This is a genomic window from Streptomyces liliiviolaceus (assembly GCF_018070025.1).
Classification (GTDB): domain Bacteria; phylum Actinomycetota; class Actinomycetes; order Streptomycetales; family Streptomycetaceae; genus Streptomyces; species Streptomyces liliiviolaceus.
This window is the reverse complement of the sequence record NZ_JAGPYQ010000001.1, coordinates 6,969,896-6,983,796: the sequence shown is the minus strand read 5'-3', so window position 1 is coordinate 6,983,796 and position 13,901 is coordinate 6,969,896. Positions and strand designations below refer to the sequence as shown.

The 13,901-nt window shown below is 73.4% G+C and carries 12 protein-coding genes; 11 read left to right on the top strand and 1 reads right to left on the bottom strand.

Translation table 11 applies throughout. The features are described 5' to 3' along the window. The 7 genes from J8N05_RS29890 to J8N05_RS29860 all read left to right on the top strand — a co-directional run bounded on the left by J8N05_RS29890 (position 1) and on the right by J8N05_RS29860 (position 8,481). Entirely contained in the window at positions 1–1,335 is a 1,335-nt protein-coding gene (locus J8N05_RS29890; protein ID WP_407699943.1) for a M20/M25/M40 family metallo-hydrolase, read from the top strand. Between the two features lie 53 nt (positions 1,336–1,388). Then, entirely contained in the window at positions 1,389–3,401 is a 2,013-nt protein-coding gene (locus J8N05_RS29885) for a prolyl oligopeptidase family serine peptidase (RefSeq protein ID WP_210888373.1), read from the top strand. Between the two features lie 7 nt (positions 3,402–3,408). Continuing rightward, complete coding sequence (locus J8N05_RS29880) at positions 3,409–4,353, top strand: S66 peptidase family protein (RefSeq protein ID WP_210888371.1); 945 nt, start codon at positions 3,409–3,411, stop codon at positions 4,351–4,353. A gap of 61 nt (positions 4,354–4,414) precedes the next feature. Beyond that, a complete protein-coding gene (locus tag J8N05_RS29875; protein ID WP_210888369.1) occupies positions 4,415–4,663 on the top strand; it encodes a LapA family protein in 249 nt (82 codons plus the stop codon). 331 nt (positions 4,664–4,994) lie between these two features. Next, a complete protein-coding gene (locus J8N05_RS29870; RefSeq protein WP_210888367.1) occupies positions 4,995–5,540 on the top strand; it encodes a GNAT family N-acetyltransferase in 546 nt (181 codons plus the stop codon). A 5-nt stretch (positions 5,541–5,545) separates the two neighbouring features. Continuing rightward, the gene (locus J8N05_RS29865) at positions 5,546–6,445 is read left to right on the top strand and encodes an arginase family protein (RefSeq protein ID WP_308286992.1); all 900 of its coding nucleotides are present in this window, start codon (positions 5,546–5,548) and stop codon (positions 6,443–6,445) included. A 59-nt stretch (positions 6,446–6,504) separates the two neighbouring features. Beyond that, a complete protein-coding gene (locus J8N05_RS29860; RefSeq protein WP_210888364.1) occupies positions 6,505–8,481 on the top strand; it encodes a DUF5107 domain-containing protein in 1,977 nt (658 codons plus the stop codon). A gap of 2 nt (positions 8,482–8,483) precedes the next feature. On the opposite strand, the gene J8N05_RS29855 is transcribed toward J8N05_RS29860, so the two are convergent. Further along, positions 8,484–8,837: a VOC family protein gene (locus tag J8N05_RS29855; RefSeq protein WP_210888362.1), complete on the bottom strand. Its 354-nt coding sequence runs from the start codon at positions 8,835–8,837 to the stop codon at positions 8,484–8,486. 121 nt (positions 8,838–8,958) lie between these two features. Here J8N05_RS29855 and J8N05_RS29850 point away from each other — a divergent pair, with 121 nt between their 5' ends. From J8N05_RS29850 to ligD, 4 genes are all read left to right on the top strand, one after another. After that, positions 8,959–9,414, top strand: a complete 456-nt coding sequence (locus J8N05_RS29850) for a phage holin family protein (protein ID WP_210888360.1) — start codon at positions 8,959–8,961, stop codon at positions 9,412–9,414. A gap of 291 nt (positions 9,415–9,705) precedes the next feature. Continuing rightward, positions 9,706–11,091: an NAD(P)/FAD-dependent oxidoreductase gene (locus J8N05_RS29845; RefSeq protein WP_210890485.1), complete on the top strand. Its 1,386-nt coding sequence runs from the start codon at positions 9,706–9,708 to the stop codon at positions 11,089–11,091. Next, positions 11,088–12,935, top strand: a complete 1,848-nt coding sequence (locus J8N05_RS29840; RefSeq protein ID WP_210888357.1) for a transketolase — start codon at positions 11,088–11,090, stop codon at positions 12,933–12,935. Before J8N05_RS29845 ends, J8N05_RS29840 begins: the two co-directional genes overlap by 4 nt. Then, positions 12,932–13,852 carry a non-homologous end-joining DNA ligase gene (ligD, locus tag J8N05_RS29835; RefSeq protein ID WP_210888355.1) on the top strand — a complete coding sequence of 307 codons (921 nt, stop codon included), beginning with the start codon at positions 12,932–12,934 and terminating at the stop codon, positions 13,850–13,852. The genes J8N05_RS29840 and ligD overlap by 4 nt, the downstream gene beginning before the upstream one ends. Positions 13,853–13,901: the final 49 nt, after the last annotated feature.

Genomic DNA, 13,901 nt, shown 5'->3' with positions numbered 1-13,901 from the left:
ATGAGCGTGATAGAGCAGACGGCCGTCGACGGGCAGGCCCTGGACGAGGTCGTCCGGTTCACCTCCGACCTGATCCGCATCGACACCACCAACCGCGGTGGCGGCGACTGCCAGGAGCGGCCGGCCGCCGAGTACGCCGCCGCCCTGCTCGCCGAGGCGGGCCTGGAGCCGACCCTCCTGGAGCGCACCAAGGGGCGTACGAACGTCGTCGCACGCCTGGAGGGCACCGACCCGTCCGCCGACGCCCTGCTCGTCCACGGTCACCTGGACGTCGTCCCCGCGCAGGCGGAGGACTGGAGCGTCCACCCGTTCTCCGGCGAGGTCCGCGACGGGGTCGTCTGGGGACGCGGCGCGGTCGACATGAAGAACATGGACGCGATGATCCTCGCCGTCGTCCGGCAGTGGGCGCGCGCAGGCGTACGCCCCCGCCGCGACCTGGTGATCGCGTTCACCGCGGACGAGGAGGCGAGCGCCGAGGACGGCTCGGGCTTCCTCGCCGACCGGCACGCCGGGCTCTTCGCGGGCTGTACCGAGGGCATCAGCGAGTCCGGGGCGTTCACCTTCCACGACGGCGCCGGACGGCAGCTGTACCCGCTCGCGGCGGGCGAGCGCGGCACCGGCTGGCTGAAGCTCACCGCACGCGGCCGGGCGGGCCACGGCTCCAAGGTGAACCGGTCCAACGCGGTGACCCGGCTCGCCGCCGCGATCGCGCGGATCGGCGACCACGAGTGGCCCGTACGGCTCACCCCGACGGTCCGCGCGGCACTCACCGAACTCGCCGCGCTGTACGGCGTCGAATCCGCCCTCGACGACCCCGACGGGGTCGACCGGCTGCTGGAGAAGCTCGGTCCCGCCGCCTCCCTCGTCGAGGCGACGGTCCGCAACAGCGCCAACCCGACCATGCTGGACGCCGGCTACAAGGTCAACGTGATCCCGGGGGAGGCCGTCGCCCACGTCGACGGACGCTTCCTGGCCGGTACGGAGGACGAGTTCCGGGCCACTCTCGACCGGCTCACCGGGCCGGACGTCGAGTGGGAGTTCGTCCACCGCGAGGTCGCCCTGCAGGCGCCGCTGGACTCGACGACGTACGCCCGGATGCGGTCGGCCGTGGAGGAGTTCGCGCCCGAGGGGAACGTAGTGCCGTACTGCATGTCGGGCGGCACGGACGCCAAGCAGTTCTCCCGCCTCGGCATCACCGGCTACGGGTTCGCGCCGCTCAAGCTCCCGCCGGGCTTCGACTACCAGGCCCTCTTCCACGGGGTCGACGAACGGGTGCCCGTGGAGGCACTGCATTTCGGAGTCCGGGTACTCGACCGCTTCCTGCGCACGGCCTAGGAAGAGACGGCCCCAGGGAAAACGGAAAAAGAGACAGAGGGACGAAGAAGAAAATGGGGGACACAGTGCAGACGCTGGCCTACGGTTCCTGGCCCTCGCCCATCGACGCGGCGCTCGCCGCCGCGCACGACGGGCACCCCGACTTCGTCGGTTTCGTCGGCGACGAGGCGTGGTGGACCGAGCCCCGGCCCGCCGAGGGCGGGCGCCGCACCCTGGTGCGCCGCCTCGCCGACGGCACGGAGGAGTCGGTGCTGCCCGCCCCGTGGAACGTCCGCAGCCGCGTCATGGAGTACGGCGGACAGCCCTGGACCGGCACGGTCGGCGAGGACGGCCCGCTGGTCGTGTTCGTGAACTTCCCCGACCAGCGGCTGTACGTGTACGAGCCAGCCGACCCCGCGAGCGGCCCGCGCCCCCTCACCCCCGTGTCCGCCACCGGCGGCGGACTGCGCTGGGTGGACCCGCAGGTGCGCCCGGAACTCGGCGAGGTCTGGTGCGTACTGGAGGAGTTCACCGGCGACGGGCCCAGCGATGTGCGGCGGCTCGTCGCCGCGGTGCCGCTGGACGGCTCGGCCGCCGAGGACCGGACCGCGGTGCGTGAACTCACCGACGACCGGCACCGGTTCGTCACCGGGCCGCGGCTCTCCCCCGACGGGCGGCGCGCGGCCTGGCTGGCCTGGGACCATCCGCGGATGCCGTGGGACGGCACCGAGCTGCTGGTGGCCGAGGTCGGCCCCGACGGGTCCCTGGGCGAGCCCAGGACGGTCGCCGGCGGCCCCGACGAGGCGATCGCCCAGGCCGACTGGGGCCGTGACGGCTCCCTCCTGTACTCCAGCGACCGCACCGGCTGGTGGAACCTCTACCGGGACTCCGGCGACGGCACCGACGGGGACGGCGAGCCGCCCTTTCCCCTGTGCACCCGCGAGCAGGAGTTCGGCGGCCCGCTGTGGACGGTCGGCCGCCGCTGGTTCGCGCCGCTGGACAGCGGCCTGATCGCCGTCGTGCACGGCCGGGGCGCCACCGCGCTCGGCATCCTCGACCCGGAGAGCGGCGAGGTCGTCGACGCGGCCGGGCCCTGGAGCGAGTACGAGCCGACCCTCGCCGTCGACGGAAGCCGCGTCGTCACCGTCGCCGCCAGCCCGCGCAGCGCGTACGAGGTCGTCGAATTGGACGCCCGCACCGGCCGGGCCCGGGTCGTGGGAGCCCGGCACAACGACCCGGTGGACCCCGCCTACTACCCGGAACCGCAGATCCGTACGTTCGCCGGGCCCGCCGGGCGGGAGATCCACGCACATATCTACCCGCCCCACCACCCCGGCCATGTGGCCCCCGGAGATGTGCTCCCGCCCTATGTGGTCTGGGCACATGGTGGACCCACCGGCCGCTCCCCGCTCGTCCTCGACCTGCAGATCGCCTACTTCACCTCGCGCGGCATCGGGGTCGCCGAGGTCAACTACGGCGGCTCCACCGGGTACGGGCGCGAGTACCGCAACCGGCTGCGCGAGCAGTGGGGTGTCGTGGACGTCGAGGACTGCGCGGCCGTCGCCCTCGCCCTCGCCGAGGAGGGCACCGCCGACCGTGACCGGCTGGCCGTCCGGGGCGGCAGCGCGGGCGGCTGGACCGCCGCCGCCTCGCTGGTCGCCACCGACGTGTACGCGTGCGGGACGATCCTCTACCCCGTCCTCGACCTGGTCGGCTGGGGTGTGGACGAGACACATGACTTCGAGTCCCAGTACCTGGAGAGCCTGATCGGGCCGCGCGCCGAGGTGCCCGCGCGGTACGCGGAACGCTCGCCCACGGAGCACGCCGACAAGGTCACCGCGCCCTTCTTGCTCCTCCAGGGTCTCGACGACGTCATCTGCCCACCGGCGCAGTGCGAGCGGTTCCTGGCCCGGCTGGAGGAGCGGGCGCGGTCCGTGCCGCATGCCTACATCACCTTCGAGGGCGAGGGCCACGGGTTCCGCCGCACCGACACGATGGTGCGAGCCCTGGAGGCCGAACTCTCCCTGTACGCCCAGGTGTTCGGCCTCAAACCGCCCGGCGTTCCCGCACTGGAGCTCGTCAAGTGACCGACCGTTGAACGGCCGACCGCCGAAAGAGCTCGTCAGGCCGCCGCGGCTGGTAGCCGGCGTGCGGGTCGCCGTCGTCGCGCCGAGCGGGCCCGTGCCGGAGGAACGGCTCCAGGCCGGGCTCGACATCCTGCGCGGCTGGGACCTCGACCCCGTCGTGGGGCCCCATGTCCTGGACCGGCACGGCACGTTCGGCTACCTGGCGGGCACGGACGCCGACCGGGCGGCCGACTTCCGGGCCGCCTGGTGCGACCCGTCGGTGGCCGCGGTGTTCTGCGCGCGCGGGGGTTACGGCGTGCAGCGCATGGCCGACCTGCTCGACTGGGACGCGCTGCGGGCCGCGGGGCCCAAGGCGCTGATCGGCTTCAGTGACATCACGGCTCTCCACGAGGCGTTCGCGATGCGGCTGGGCCTCGTGACCCTGCACGGTCCGATGGCCGCGGGCATCGACTTCGTCAAGAACGCCCGCGCCCAGGACCATCTCCGGGCGACTCTCTTCACGCCGGAGTCCGTGCGGACGATCCGGTCGGCCGGGCAGGTCCTGGTCCCGGGGCGGGCCACCGGTGTCCTGCTCGGCGGCTGTCTGAGCCTGCTCGCCTCCGAGCTGGGGACACCGCACGCCCGGCCCTCCGCGGGCGGCGGGCTGGTGTGTCTGGAGGACGTGGGCGAGGAGGTGTACCGGCTCGACCGGTACCTCACGCAGCTCCTGCGGGCCGGCTGGTTCGACGGCGTCGCGGGAATTCTGCTCGGCTCCTGGGACCGGTGCGGCCCGTACGAGCGGGTGCGGGAGCTGCTTCTCGACCGGCTCGGCGGGCTCGGGGTGCCGATCGCCGAGGAGTTCGGGTTCGGGCACGGGGAGGGGGCGCTGACGGTTCCTTTCGGGGTGCGGGCGGAGCTGGACGCGCGTTCGGGGGCGGGGGTTCTGACGCTGGACGTGCCGGCGCTGACCTGACGTCTCACCCGGAGGGACCGCTCACCGTGCGTGGCCTTTCCTCCGAGCCCATCCTGGTCGCATGAACCCGAAGAGTTCGCAGAACGGTGGTGGTGGCGCGGGGGCCGGCAGGGGGAGTCTGCTGACGCCCGGGCGGGTGGCGGTCGTCGCGCTGGCCGTGCTCGGGCTGGTCTTCATCTTCGAGAACACCCGGGCGACGAAGATCCGGCTGCTGATTCCCGAGGTCACGATGCCGTTGTGGATGGCGCTGCTCGCCACGGCGGTGATCGGGGCGCTGTGCGGGGCGTTCTTCGTACGCCGCCGCGGGTAGCGTCCCGCGGGCCGGTTGTTCGACTGCGGCCTGGTGGGGGCGAGCCGCGCCGTTCCCCGCGCCCCTGGGGGCCGCGCGTTCGTGGGATCTGCGGGTCGGTGGGGGTTGCTCGCGCAGTTCCTCGCGCCCCTAAAGGGCAAAAGGCTGCGCCGTTCCCCGCGCCCCTAAAGGGCAAAAGATTGCGCCGTTCCCCGCGCCCCTTGGAGGCCGGGCCCCCTGTCTTTAGGGGCGCGGGGAACTGCGCGGCCAGCCACGGCGCGCCCGCAGATGCCCACCGGCCGCAGCCCCGCCCCGCCCCGCAACAAGCCCGCCGCAGGCGTACCGTGGCGGCATGTCCGGCAGCACCGCGTACCTCGCCGAAGGCCCCCACGTGGGCATACGTCTGTTCAGTCACGAGGACGGCCCCGAGTTCACCGCCCGCGTGCGGGAGAGCAAGGCCCTGCATCAGCCGTGGCTCTTCCCGCCCGGAACCGCCGCCGCCTACACCTCGTACGCCGGGCGGCTCATCGACGATCCGAGCAAGGCCGGGTTCTTCGTCTGCGAGAAGGACGGGGGAGGGATCGCCGGGTTCATCAACATCAACAACATCGTCGAGGGTGCCTTTCTGTGCGGCGCCCTCGGATACGGGGCCTTCGCGCACGCCGCCGGACGCGGGCTGATGAGCGAAGGGCTCGACCTCGTCGTGCGGTACGCGTTCGACACGCTCGGACTGCACCGGCTGGAGATCAACGTCCAGCCGGACAACACCGCCTCCATCGCGCTGGCCCGCCGCTGCGGGTTCCGCCTGGAGGGGTACTCGCCGGACTTCCTGTTCATCGACGGAGCCTGGCGCGACCATGAGCGGTGGGCCATCACCGCCGATATGATTCGAACATGAGTGCCCTGAGGAATCTCGTCGTCCTGGACGCACCCTCCAACCTCGGCCTCCGGCCGCCCGCCCCCGGCACGGTCCCCGGCTGCTACAAGCTCGCCGGCGCCCTGCGCGAGCAGCGGATCGTGCGGCGGCTGAACGCCCTGGAGGGCGGTGTGGTCGTCCCGCCGCGCTACGACCGGGGCGACTGGCAGGAGGGCGACGGCGTCTTCAACGCCGCCGCGCTCGCCCGATACACCCGTACCCTCGCCGACCGCATCGAGCGGCACGTACGGGCCGGGGAGCTGCCCGTCGTCCTCGGCGGCGACTGCTCCATCCAGCTCGGCGCCTCCCTCGCACTGCGCCGCATCGGTCGCTACGGCCTCGCCGCGGTGGACGCCTCGCACGACTTCCGCCACCCGGGCAACTCCGACCGGATCGGCGCCGCGGGCGGCGAGGAGGTCGCCCTCGCCACCGGCCGCGGGCAGGACGACCTCACCGACCTGGAGGGGCTGAAGCCCTATTTGCGGGACGAGGACATCCGGTTCTTCGGCATCCGGGACGAGTTCGAGGACGACCGGGCCGAGCTGGCCGCGCTGAAGATCCCCACGGTGACCGTCGGCGACATCCGCGAGTGGGGCGCCGACGCCCTCGCGCGGGCCACCGCCGAGGCCTTCGACGTACCGGATCTGGACGGCTTCTGGGTGCACCTCGACGCCGATGTGCTCGACCCCTCCGTGATGCCGGCCGTCGACAGCCCCGACGCCGGTGGGCTGCTGCCCGACGAACTGACCGCGCTGCTGCGGCCGTTGGTGACCTCCCCGCAGTGCGCCGGTTTCAACGTCACCATCTACGACCCCGACCTGGACCCCGACGGAACCGCCGGTGCCCTCCTGGCCGACATCGTCGTCGCCGCCTTTGCGCAATCCTGACCGGATCCTGACCGGGAGGGCCTCTGGTCGGCACGTCGTCCAGCCTGTTCCATGGTCATGTGACGACCATCCGACGTGACGTACTGACGCTTCCGGTCGCCGAACCCGGCCCCGCCAACCCCCTGCCCCCACTGCGCCCGCTCGACGAGACGCACCACGTGGACGAGCGGGAACGCGCGGGCCTGCCCCGCGGCATGGCCCGGCAGATCGCGTACGAGCCACTGCGCAGCCTCCTGCCCGAGCGCGTCCGGGACGGGTACGGGAGAAGCCGTACGCCCCGCGAGGTCGACACGATCGTCCTGGAGAACGACCGGCTGCGCGCGACCGTGCTGCCCGGCTTCGGCGGCCGAGTCGTCTCCCTCTTCCACAAGCCGTCCGACCGCGAACTCCTCTACCGCAACCCGGTGTTGCAGCCCGCCGACTTCGCGCTCAACGGCGCCTGGTTCTCCGGCGGCATCGAGTGGAACATCGGCGCCACCGGCCACTCCACCCTCGCCTGCGCACCGCTGCACGCGGCCCGGGTCACCGCACCCGACGGCACGCCCATGCTGCGCCTGTGGGAGTGGGAGCGGCTGCGCGACCTGCCCTTCCAGGTCGACCTGTGGCTGCCGGAGGGCTCCGACTTCCTGTACGTCGGCGTACGCGTCCGCAATCCGCACGAGCGGGCCGCGCCGCTGTACTGGTGGTCCAACACCGCGGTCCCGGAGGCGCGCAGGGTCCTCGCGCCGGCGGAGGAGGCCTGGCACTTCGGGTACGAGCGACGGCTGCGCCGCGTACCCGTCCCGGTGCACGAGGGCGTCGACCGGACGTACCCGCGGCGCGGCGGGTATCCGGCCGACTACTTCTACGAGGTGCCCGACGGGCGGCGGCGCTGGATCGCCGCCCTGGACGACGCCGGGCGGGGGCTGGTGCAGACGTCCACCGACGTGCTGCGCGGACGCAAACTCTTCGTGTGGGGCACCGGCACCGGTGGGCGCCGCTGGCAGGAATGGCTCACCGAACCCGGCACCGACGGCTACTGCGAGATCCAGGCGGGGCTCGCCCGCACCCAGTTGGAACACGTTCGCCTCGACGCGGAGAGCGAGGTGAGCTGGCTGGAGGCGTACGGGCCGATCGACGCCGACACACGGCTCGTGCACGGCGACGACTGGGCCGCCGCCCGCTCCGAGGTCGAGTCCGGGCTCCAACAGCGCCTGCCGCGCGCGGAGTTCGAGACGGCGTACGCGCACTGGCTGGCGTCCGCCGACACCGAACCCGCGGAGGTGCTCGCGGTCGGCTCCGGCTGGGGTGCCCTTGAAGTCCTGCGCGCCGCCCACAAGTTGCCCGGCACGCCCTTCGACGAGTCCACGCTCGGGGACGCTCAGCGGCCCTGGGCCGAACTGCTCGGCTCCGGTTCCTTCCCCGAGCCCCGCCGGGTCGGGCCGCCCGGCGAGACGCTGGTCGCCCCGCACTGGCGGGACATGCTGGAGACGGCCCCCGCGGAGCCGCTCGCCGAGTACCACCTCGGGGTCGCCCAGTGGCACGCCGGCGACCGGGCCCAGGCCGTGCGCAGCTGGGAGAGGGGCCTCGAACTCGCCCCCTCGCTCTGGCCGTTGCTCCGCTGCCTCGCCGTGGCCGACCAGGAGGCCGGCAACCGTGAACGGGCCGCCGACCGGTACGCGGACGCCTTCGACGACCTGTGCCAGGAGCGGCGCGACGACGGCGAGACCTGGACGGCGGCCACCGCCGCGCTCGGACGCGAGGCGATCGGCGCGCTGCTCGCCGCGGGGCGCACCGCGGACGCGCGGTCCGTGTGGGAACGACTGCTCCCGGCGACCCGCGAACGCGGCCGGTTCCGGCTGATCGAGGCGCGGTTGCTGCTCGCGGAGGGCGACCAGGGCGCGGCGCGTGCCGTCTTCGACGCCGGGTTCGAGGTGGCCGACCTGCGCGAGGGGGCCGAGGCGATCGGGGACCTGTGGTCCCGGATCTGCGACGAACCCCTGCCGGAACGCTACGACTTCCGGATGCGCCCACCCGGCACCGACGACGGCGGCTGACCCTACGGTGACGTGCGGCGGTCCGCGTACTCGTAGATGTAGCCGTCCGGGTGCAGCGCGATCAGGTTGCGGCCCGCGGGGGTCGCCACCGGGCCCGCGACGACGTGCGCGCCCGACTCGGTGAGCACCCGGTGGGCCTCGTCGACGTCCTTGACCGCGATGGTCGCCGAGACCTTGCGGAGCACGTCCAGCTCCGCCTCGGGGCCGCTCATCAACAAGAAGCAGCCGACGGCGGCGACGGAGACCCCGCCGCGCTCGAAGCGCTGCGCCGGTCCGCCCGCCAGTCTCTCGTAGAAGGGGACCGCAGCCTCCAGGTCGTCGACGCAGATGCGCAGCGTGGCTCCCAGAATGTCCATGCGCACGAGCCTAGTTGGGGTCGGCCGCGAAGGAGATCGTTTCGTACGGATCCCGTGCCGGGGCGTGCTCGCCGCGGGCGGGCGGGCGTTACGCGCCGGGGGCCGCGGGTACCCGGAGCGCATGGACCGCATCGATCACATGGAACATCTGGACAAGCATCTGGCCGACGAGCTGGCGCAGGTGGCCCGCGACGCCGTACGCGAGGAGCTGCGGGAACAGACCCGCAAGCAGCGCCGGACGGCCGCGATGTACGCCGCGTCCGGTGCCGTCGCCCTGTACGCGGGCGCGGCCCTCGCGCTCACGGTCGGTCTCGCCCTCGCGATCGGCCTGCCCGACTGGGCCGCCGCGCTGATCACCGCCGCCGTGCTCGGCGCGCTGGCCTACGTGCTGCGCAACGCGGCGCGGCCGTCGGCGCCCCGGCCCACGCCGGGCGGCACCGCTCAGATGCCCGGCGAAGGCGCCGTGACCGGTGCCCCCGCCGGTACGGCTCCGGGGACGCCGGCCGACGGCCCCGCCGTGCCCCCGATGCCGCCGGTCGCCCCCAGCAACGCCGTACCGGACACCCGGGCCCGGTGAGCCGCGGCGCGGCCCGAAACCCCCTTGCCGACCGGGGCCACAACGACGTGGCCCCGGTCTTCGTCGTTCGCGTGCGTCGTGCCGGCGTACCCGTCCGGCGCGTCACGAAGTCCACTTCTGGAGCTGCGGAGGCCGCCGTCCTGCGATAGAAGTCGGTAGGAGTCGAAGAAACCGCGCCCGTCCCGCACGGCGACCGGAACCCCGGGAGCCCGACGTTTGGGCATCCGGGCCAGGGGGACGCGGAAAGCCCCGTTTGAGCGATTCCGCCGGAGGCGACCCATGAGCCCACCGATGACCCGGCCCCGCGTCGTGATCGTCGGAGCGGGCTTCGCCGGATACCGGGCGGCACAGACGCTCTCCGCGCCGGCCCGGGGCAGGTCCGGCCCGCTGGACGTCGTGCTGCTCAACCCGACGGACTACTTCCTCTATCTGCCCCTGCTGCCCCAGGTGGCCGCCGGGGTCCTGGAACCGCGCCGCGTCACCGTCTCGCTGACCGGCACCCTGCCCCGGGTACGCCTCGTGCTCGGCGAGGCCGACGGCATCGACCTCGACGCGCGCACCGTCCGCTACACCGGCCCCGAGGGCGACACGGGCACGCTCTCCTACGACCGGCTCGTCCTCGCCGCCGGCAGCGTCAACAAACTGCTGCCGATCCCCGGTGTGGCCGAGCACGCGCACGGCTTCCGGGGACTGCCCGAGGCGCTGTACCTGCGCGACCACGTGACCCGCCAGGTGGAACTCGCCTCCGCCGACGACGACCCCGCGACCGCGGCCGCCCGGTGCACGTTCGTGGTCGTCGGCGCGGGCTACACCGGCACCGAGGTGGCCGCGCACGGGCAGTTGTTCACCGACGCCCTGGTGCGCGGGCAGCCGCACCGCACGGGCCTGTGGCCGCGCTGGACGCTGGTCGACATCGCGCCGCGCGTGCTGCCGGAGCTGGACGAGCGGCTCTCGCGGACCGCCGACCGCGTCCTGCGGCAACGAGGCGTCGAGATCCGTACCGGCACGTCCGTGAAGGAGGCCACCCGGGACGGGGTCCTGCTCAGCGACGGCGACCTCGTCCGCACCCGGACCCTGGTCTGGTGCGTCGGCGTACGGCCCGACCCGCTGGCCGAGGGGCTCGGGCTGGCCATGGAACAGGGCCGGCTGCTCGTCGGACCGACCCTCCAGGTGCCCGGCCGCCCCGAGGTGTTCGCCTGCGGCGACGCGGCTGCCGTACCCGACCTGGAGAAACCGGGCGGGTACACCCCGACGACCGCCCAGCACGCCTGGCGGCAGGGCAGGACGGCGGGACGCAATGTCGCGGCCTCCCTCGGCATCGGCGACCCCCGCCCCTACCGCCACCGCGACCTGGGCTTCGTCGTCGACCTCGGCGGTGTGAAGGCCGCCGCCAACCCGTACGGCATCCCGCTCTCCGGACCGGCCGCGGGCGCCGTCACCCGCGGCTACCACCTGGCCGCGATGCCGGGCAACCGCGTCCGGGTCGCCGCCGACTGGCTCCTGGACGCCGTACTGCCACGCCAGGGCGTACAGCTCGGCCTCGTCCGGTCCTGGTCGGTACCGCTGGACACCGCCTCGCCCGAAACGGCCCGCGTACCGGGCCGACCCGGCCACCCCGCGCCCGGCCCCTCTCAGCCCGGACCCCCTGCGCAACCACCTGTGGAAGGAACACCATGAACACCCCCGAACTCATCGAACTCGGCCAGCAGCTGCGCGTCGACAGCGTGCGCGCGGCCGCCGCGGCGGGCTCCGGGCACCCCACCTCCTCGATGTCCGCCGCCGACCTGATGGCGGTCCTGCTCGCCCGGCGGCTGCGCTACGACTTCGAGCGGCCCTCCCATCCGGGCAACGACCGGTTCGTCCTCTCCAAGGGGCACGCCTCACCGCTGCTGTACGCCGCGTACAAGGCGGCCAGGGCCATCGACGACGCCGAACTGCTGACCTTCCGCACTCTGGACAGCCGTCTCGAAGGGCATCCGACACCGCGCCGGCTCCCGTGGGTGGAGACCGCCACCGGATCGCTGGGCCAGGGCCTGCCCGTCGGCGTGGGCATCGCCCTGTCGGGCAAGCGGCTCGACCGGGTGGGCTACCGCGTATGGGTGCTGTGCGGCGACAGCGAACTGGCCGAGGGCTCGATCTGGGAGGCCGCCGAGCACGCGTCGTACGAAGGGCTCGACAACCTCACCGCGATCGTGGACGTCAACCGGCTCGGCCAGCGCGGCCCCACCCGGCACGGCCACGACCTCGACGCGTACGCCCGCCGCTTCCGGGCCTTCGGCTGGCACACCGTCGAGATCGACGGCCATGACGTCGAGGCCGTCGAGCGGGCGTACGGCGAGGCCGTGTCCACGACGGGACAGCCGACCGTGATCCTGGCCCGCACCCTCAAGGGCAAGGGCGTCGCCTCCGTGCAGGACCGCGAGGGCCTGCACGGCAAGCCGCTGCCCGACGCCGACGAGGCGATCGAGGAACTGGGCGGGGTACGGGACCTGCGCGTCGAGGTACCGCAGCCGCAGGTCGCCCGGATGCTGCACGCGGTACGGGCCGGTCACCTGGACCTGCCCCGCTGGGAGAAGGGGGACGAGGCCGCCACCCGCGACGCCTACGGCCAGGCGCTCGCCGCGCTCGGCTCCTCGCGCGCGGATGTCGTCGCCCTCGACGGAGAGGTGAGCGACTCCACCCGCGCCGAGTTCTTCGCCAAGGAACACCCCGAGCGGTTCTTCGAGTGCTACATCGCCGAGCAGCAGCTCGTCGGGGCGGCCGTCGGGCTCGCCACCCGCGGCTGGGTGCCGTTCGCCTCCAGCTTCGCCGCGTTCCTCACCCGCGCCCACGACTTCGTCCGGATGGCGGCTGTCAGCGGCGTGGGCATCAACCTCGTCGGCTCGCACGCGGGCGTCGCGATCGGCGAGGACGGACCCTCGCAGATGGGCGTCGAGGACCTGGCCATGCTCCGCGCGGTGCACGGCTCGACCGTGCTGTACCCCTGCGACGCCAACCAGACGGCCGCACTCGTCGCCACCATGGCGGACCTCGACGGCATCCGCTACCTGCGGACCTCCCGCGGTGCCATGCCCGTCCTGTACGGGCCCGGCGAGGAGTTCCCCGTCGGCGGCAGCAAGGTGCTCCGGCGCTCCACGGACGACCGGCTGACCGTCGTCGCCGCCGGGGTGACCGTGCACGAGGCGCTGCAGGCCGCGGACGCGCTCGCCGCCGACGGCATCGCCGTGCGGGTCGTCGACCTGTACTCCGTCAAGCCCGTCGACCGCGAGACCCTGCGCGAGGCGGCCGAGGAGACCGGCTGCCTGGTCACCGTCGAGGACCATCACCCGGAGGGCGGCATCGGCGACGCGGTCCTCGACGCCTTCCTCGACGGCCGTCCCACTCCGCGGCTGGTCCGTCTCGCGGTACGGGACATGCCCGGTTCGGCCACTCCCGCGGAGCAGCTGCACGCGGCGGGCATCGACGCCGAGTCCATCGTGGCCGCGGTGAAACTGCTGGTCGAGAACGCGGTGGTGCGATGACCGCCGTACGCGCCGGCCGGCGGACCGTCGAGGTGCACCGGCCGGACAAGGTGATGTTCCCCGCCACCGGAGGGGCGAAGGAGTACACCAAGGCGGACGTCGTCGCGTACTACCGGGAGATCGCCCCGTTCATGCTGCCGCACCTGCGGGGGCGGCCCCTGATGCTTGAGCGGTACCCGGACGGGCTCGACGGGCAGAAGTTCATGCAGAAGAACGTCCAGGACCACTATCCGGACTGGATCCGCCGCGTCGAGGTGCCCAAGGAGGGCGGTACGGTCCTGCACCCCGTGTGCGAGGACACCGCGACCCTCGTCTACCTCGCCGACCAGGCCGCCCTGACCCTGCACCGATGGCTCGCCAAGGTCTCCTCCGACGGCACGGCCGACCGGCCGGACCGGCTGGTCTTCGACCTGGACCCCGCGACCGACGACTTCGAGCCGGTACGCGACACCGCCCGGCTGCTCGGCGAGCTCCTCGACCAGCTCCGGCTGCCGTCCGCCCTGATGACCACCGGCTCACGCGGACTGCACATCGTCGTCCCCCTCGACGGGCGGCACGGCTTCGACGAGGTGCACACCTTCGCCAAGGACGTCGCCGACACCCTCACCGAGGCGCATCCCGACCGGCTCACCACCGAGGCCCGCAAGAAGGACCGCGGCGACCGGCTGTATCTGGACATCCAGCGCAACGCCTACGCCCAGACCACCGTCGCCCCCTTCACCGTCCGCGCCAGGCCCGGTGCCCCGGTCGCCGTGCCCGTCGCCTGGGACCAGCTCGAAGACGCCGAACTCGGCCCGCGCCGCTGGACGATCGCCGACGCCGTCGACCAGGCCCGCACGAACCCCTGGTCAGGGCTGCTGCGCAGCGGGCGCGCACTCGCTCCCGCCAGGCGCCGCCTGAACGCCCTGCGCGGCTGAGAGCCGACACTCGCAGGTTTGGTCAACGGACGGCCGGTCACTCGGTGTT

Bases quoted from the DNA above. Each gene is read 5' to 3' on its own strand.
- J8N05_RS29890 (WP_407699943.1), top strand. From the start codon at position 1: ATGAGCGTGATAGAGCAGACGGCCGTCGACGGGCAGGCCCTGGACGAG.
- J8N05_RS29885 (WP_210888373.1), top strand. From the start codon at position 1,389: ATGGGGGACACAGTGCAGACGCTGGCCTACGGTTCCTGGCCCTCGCCC.
- J8N05_RS29875 (WP_210888369.1), top strand. From the start codon at position 4,415: ATGAACCCGAAGAGTTCGCAGAACGGTGGTGGTGGCGCGGGGGCCGGC.
- J8N05_RS29870 (WP_210888367.1), top strand. From the start codon at position 4,995: ATGTCCGGCAGCACCGCGTACCTCGCCGAAGGCCCCCACGTGGGCATA.
- J8N05_RS29855 (WP_210888362.1), bottom strand. From the start codon at position 8,837: ATGGACATTCTGGGAGCCACGCTGCGCATCTGCGTCGACGACCTGGAG.
- J8N05_RS29850 (WP_210888360.1), top strand. From the start codon at position 8,959: ATGGACCGCATCGATCACATGGAACATCTGGACAAGCATCTGGCCGAC.
- J8N05_RS29845 (WP_210890485.1), top strand. From the start codon at position 9,706: ATGACCCGGCCCCGCGTCGTGATCGTCGGAGCGGGCTTCGCCGGATAC.
- J8N05_RS29840 (WP_210888357.1), top strand. From the start codon at position 11,088: ATGAACACCCCCGAACTCATCGAACTCGGCCAGCAGCTGCGCGTCGAC.
- ligD (WP_210888355.1), top strand. From the start codon at position 12,932: ATGACCGCCGTACGCGCCGGCCGGCGGACCGTCGAGGTGCACCGGCCG.